At 70.0% G+C, this 4,966-nt stretch carries 4 protein-coding genes; 2 read left to right on the forward strand and 2 right to left on the reverse strand.

Annotated features, from left to right (window positions below; all coding sequences use genetic code 11):
- Window positions 1–896: terminase large subunit (locus tag ABDW35_RS32075; protein ID WP_343717907.1), on the forward strand; the 896-nt coding region annotated here is incomplete at its 5' end.
- A 45-nt stretch (window positions 897–941) separates the two neighbouring features.
- On the opposite strand, the gene ABDW35_RS32080 is transcribed toward ABDW35_RS32075, so the two are convergent.
- Window positions 942–2,981 (reverse strand): calcium-binding protein, encoded by a 2,040-nt coding sequence (locus ABDW35_RS32080; RefSeq protein ID WP_343717908.1) that lies wholly within the window; start codon window positions 2,979–2,981, stop codon window positions 942–944.
- Window positions 2,982–3,198: 217 nt separating this feature from the next.
- Between ABDW35_RS32080 and ABDW35_RS32085 the strand changes: the two genes are divergently transcribed.
- The gene (locus tag ABDW35_RS32085) at window positions 3,199–4,707 is read left to right on the forward strand and encodes a mechanosensitive ion channel family protein (RefSeq protein ID WP_343717909.1); all 1,509 of its coding nucleotides are present in this window, start codon (window positions 3,199–3,201) and stop codon (window positions 4,705–4,707) included.
- A gap of 71 nt (window positions 4,708–4,778) precedes the next feature.
- Here the strand turns inward: ABDW35_RS32085 and ABDW35_RS32090 are convergent.
- The coding region (locus ABDW35_RS32090) for a hypothetical protein (RefSeq protein ID WP_343717910.1) at window positions 4,779–4,966 on the reverse strand (188 nt) is incomplete at its 5' end.

The following is a 4,966-nucleotide window of genomic DNA, read 5'->3' on the forward strand; positions in this document are numbered from 1 at the left end:
TGCAGACCCACACCGCCGAGAGCATCAAGTCGCTCGAGGGCTACGACATCGCCTGGGTGGAGGAGGCGCAGGCCCTGTCGCTGCGCAGCCTGGACCTGCTGCGCCCCACCCTGCGCAAGAAGGGGTCGGAGCTGTGGTTCTCCTGGAACCCGACCCGGCCGGAGGACCCGGTGGACCGGCTGTTCCGCGGCGGCCCGCCGCCGCCGGATGCGCGGGTGATCGAGGCCAACTGGCCGGACAACCCGCATTTCCCCGCGGTGCTGAAGGCGGAGATGGAGTGGGACCGGGGGCGCGACCCGGACAAGCACCAGCATGTCTGGCTCGGCGGCTACCGCAAGGCCAGCGAGGCGCGGGTGTTCCGCAACTGGCGGGTGGAGGCGTTCGAGACGCCGCCCGGCGCGCGGCTGATGCTCGGCGCCGACTGGGGCTTCGCCCAGGACCCGACCGTGCTGCTGCGCTGCTTCATCGAGGGGCGGACGCTGTTCGTCGACCACGAGGCCTATCGGGTGGGCTGCGAGATCGACCGCACGCCCGAGCTGTTCGACACCGTGCCGGGGTCGCGGCAGCTGACCATCGTCGCCGACAGCGCCCGGCCGGAGACCATCAGCTTCATGCAGCGCCACGGCTTCCCCAACATCCGCGGGGCGACCAAGGGCGGCGGGTCGGTCGAGGACGGCATCGCCTTCCTCAAGGCGCACGACATCCTGGTGCATCCGCGCTGCCGGCATTTGGCCGACGAGCTGGCGCATTACAGCCACCGCGTCGACCCGAAGACCGGCGAGGTGCTGTCGGCGCTGGAGGACCGCGGCAACCACGCCATCGACGCGCTGCGCTACGCGGTGGAGGAGCGGCGGCGCGGCAGCTACGACGCCTCGCTGAGCTGGGTGGGGACGTGATGGCGGGGCCGGGCGCCCGCTGCGGACGCCCGGCCCCTTGATGCTCTACAGCACGAAATCCGCTGCCGTGAGGGCGTGGTCGGAATAGACGGTGATGATCGAATCCGGCTGCTTGTCGCCGTTGACGTCGAGATAGACGCCCTGGCGGCCGCCGCCGAAATCGACCACCCGCAGCTCGCCCGCGGTGCCGGTGAAGCCGCCGGTGCCGAAGGTGAAGGCGGTGTCGCCGTTGCCGCTGTTGCCGTCGGCGTCGATCGACGACAGGTCGATATGGTCGCCGGTCGAGAAGTCGGCGATCGTGTCCTTGCCCGACGCCGCCACCGTGCTCTCGCCGACGCTGGTGTAGACGAAGGTGTCGTTGCCGGCCCCGCCCTTCAGCACGTCGGCGCCGTTGCCGCCCTGGAGCTGGTCGTTGCCGTCGCCGCCCCAGAGGGTGTTGTTGCCGGTGTCGCCGGCGATGACGTCGTTGAAGGCCGAGCCGTAGACCTGCTCGATCCCGCTCAGCGTGTCGCCGTCGGCGTCGCCGAACAGGCCGATGCCGGACTGCAGGTTGACGACGACGCCCTCGCCGGAATGGGCATAGGACACCGTGTCGATGCCGCCGCCGCCGGTGATGGCGTCGGCCCCGGCGCCGCCCTCGATGAAGTCGTTGCCGGCGCCGCCGTCGATCTGGTCGTTGCCGGCGCCGCCGGTGATCGAGTCGTCGCCGTCCTCGCCGAAGACGATGTCGTTGTCGGCGCCGGCATCGATCGAATCGTTGCCGATGCCGCCATGGATGGTGTCGGTGCCGTCGCCGCCGACGAGCCGGTCGTTGCCGTCGCCGCCATCGAGGTTGTCGTTGCCGGCCTCGCCCGAGAGCGAATCGTCGCCGCCATTGCCGACGAGGATATCGTTGCCGAGCTCGCCACCGATGATGTTGCGGCCGTTGTCGCCGGTCAGCGTGTCGTCGAAGCTGGAGCCGTACAGGTTCTCGATATTGGTCAGCACGTCGCCGGCCGCGTCGCCGCCGCTGTTGACGCCGGTCAGCAGGTTGACCGTGACCCCCGAGGCCGAGCCCTGGTAGTTGGCGAAGTCCGACCCGGCGCCGCCATCGATGTGGTCGGCCCCGGCGCCGCCGCGGATGGTGTCGTTGCCGTCGAGGCCGAGGATCGTGTTGTCCGCGGCATTGCCGTAGAGGTGGTCGATGAAGGCCGTGCCGGTGATGTTCTCGATGTTCGTCAGCGTGTCGCCCTGCGCATCGCCGCCGCTGCCGGTGCCGGCCGCCAGGTCGACGGTCACGCCCGCGCCGGAGCTGGAATAATCCACCGTGTCGACGCCGCCCTGGCCGTCGATAGCATCGGCCCCGGCGCCGCCGATGAGCGTGTCGTCGCCGGCCGACCCGGTGAGGGTGTCGTCGCCGGCCGACCCGATCACGCGCTCGACCCCGGTCAGGGTGTCGCCCTGGGCGTCGCCGCCGGTGCCGGTGCCGGTGGTCAGGTTGATGGTGACCGGCGCGGCCGAGCCGGAATAGTCCGCCGTGTCGAAGCCGGCGCCGCCCTGCAGCGAATCCGCACCGCCGCCGCCGATGAGGATGTCGTCCCCGGCGCCGCCCAGCAGGATGTCATTGCCGCCCTGGCCGTCGAGGGTATCGTCGCCGCCCTGGCCGTTGATGGTGTTAGCCGCGGCGCTGCCCGAGAGGTTGTCGCCGCCGGTGTTGGAGCCGATCAGGTTGACGATGCCGACCAGGTAGTCGCCCTGGGCGTCGCCGCCGAAGCCCTGCGACGCGCCGGTCAGCTGGATGTTGATGCCCAGGATCGGCAGCGTCAGGTTGACCAGCACCGACAGGTCGACGGTCACGCCATCGACGGAGGTGGTGTAGTCCGCCGCGTCGATGCCCGACAGGGTGATGATGCCGGCGGCGTTCAGCAGGCCGCCGATGATCACGTCGGCCCCGGCGCCGCCGCGGATCACGTCGTCGCCGGACCAGCCGATGGCGATGTCATCCCCGCCCAACGCGTCGACGAAGTCGTTTCCGATGGCCTGGATGGGACCGATGATGAGATCGGGGAGGATTTCGGCGCTGTTGGAGCCGGTAAAGGTGGCCATGAATATTCTCCTAAAAATCAATCTTTATGCAATCAACTGTGCATTTCCTTGCTTCGCGCGCAAGGGAAATGAAGCATCGCCTATAGATATCGAGCCGCACTTACCCTGATATGCAGATTCGGACGCAGCCTCGACCGCCCCGTCCCCGCGACGAGAATCCGGATGCGGCGCGCCGCGATCCCCGCCAATATCCCGTCGGTCGGCGTGGGTCGGTGAGATGCTGAGCAGCAGCGAAATCCTTGGCGTGATCGGCGATCCGATCGTCCAGACCGGCGTGCTGGCCCTGATCGGCGCTCTGGTGACGCGCGTCGTGCTGCGCCACCACCCGACCCGGCGGCTGGTCGGCCAGCTGGCCTTCTTCGCGGCGCTGACCGCCCTGCTGCTGTACCACGACATCGTGCCTTACCAGCCGGGGCCGCCGACCGCCTCCAACCTGCAGCGCGTCTTCGTCGGCCTGGCCAAGGCGGTGTGGTGGGTCAACGGCGCCTGGTCGCTGATCAGCATCGTCCGCGTGTTCCTGATCTTCGAGCAGCAGCCGCGCGAGGGGCGGCTGCTGCAGGACCTGGTGGTCGGCCTGATCTATGTCAGCGCGCTGCTGTCGGTCGTGGCCTATGTCTTCGACGCCCCGGTCGGGACGCTGATCGCCACCTCCGGCGTCTTCGCCATCATCCTCGGCTTGGCGCTGCAGAGCACGCTGGGCGACGTGTTCTCCGGCATCGCGCTGAATCTCAGCCGGCCCTACGGCATCGGCGACTGGCTGGTGCTGGGCAGCGGCATCGAGGGCCGGGTGGTGGAGACCAACTGGCGGGCGACCCATCTGCTGAGCGGCGCCAACGACCTGATCATCGTCCCCAACAGCGACCTGGCGAAGGCGCGGCTGACCAATATGAGCAGCCCGGAGCGCAGCCACGGCGTGTCGCTGAAGGTGCGGTTCCTGCCGACCACCATGCCGGCGGCGATGGCGGAGGTGATGCGGTCGGTGCTGCTGAGCAGCGACGCGATCCTGCCGACGCCCGAGCCGTCGGTGCAGGTGACGGGGCTGGACGCCAATGCCGTGGAGCTGGAGCTGTCCTTCCGGGTGGCCGAGATGTCGGCGGCCGGCAGGGCGAGGAGCGAGATCTACGACCTGGTCTGGCGCCACGCCAAGGCGGCCGGGCTGTGCCTGTCGCCCGCGGCCGACACGCCCGCCGCCGCCACGCCGGCGATGCCCGGGGAGGCACCCGCCCACCGCCGCGCCACGCCGCTGCGCCTGCTGGACGCCATCGCCCTGTTCGACGCGCTGACCGAGGAGGAGAAGGAGGCCCTGGCCGCGACCATGGCCCGCCGCACCTTCCGCAGCGGCGAGACCCTGGTGGCGCAGGGCACGGCGATGACCTCGCTGATGATCGTGCGCAGCGGCGTCGCCACCGACACCCGCCAAGACCATGGCAGCGGGACGGAGCTGCGGCGCCTGGCGCCCGGCGACTTCTTCGGCGAGGGCGGGCTGTTGACCGGCGAGGGCGAGCCCGGCACCATCCGCGCGCTGACGCCGGTCGTGGTCTACGAGATCACGCAGGAGGGGCTGGCCCCGCTGCTGCGCGACCGCCCGACCATCGCCGAGGAGCTGGGCACGCTGCTGGCCCGCCGCACCGCCACCGAGCGGCGCCGCCTGGAGCAGGGCCACGGCCAGGCCGCCGCGAACGCCCCCAGCCTGGCGGAGCGGATCCGGCATCTGTTCGATTTGTGAGGGACCGCGGGGAGGTCGGCTCGCAATATCGATGCCTTGTCCCATTTGTGCAACCGGAGAGATCGTTGACACTATAGACCGGCAACATCGTTGACAGCTTCCCGGTGCTGTTGAGCGTGCTGATTGCGCCGACCCGGCCGGGTCGGCGCAAAGGGGCGCAGCTTGTGAGTGCGACGGTCGATGAGGCCGAGCGGGTGATCGGCGAAGCGGACGATCCAGTCGCCGGTCTCGGTCTCGGCAACGCCGACCGGCTCGCCGA

Source organism: Inquilinus sp., from assembly GCF_039594555.1.
GTDB lineage: Bacteria > Pseudomonadota > Alphaproteobacteria > DSM-16000 > Inquilinaceae > Inquilinus.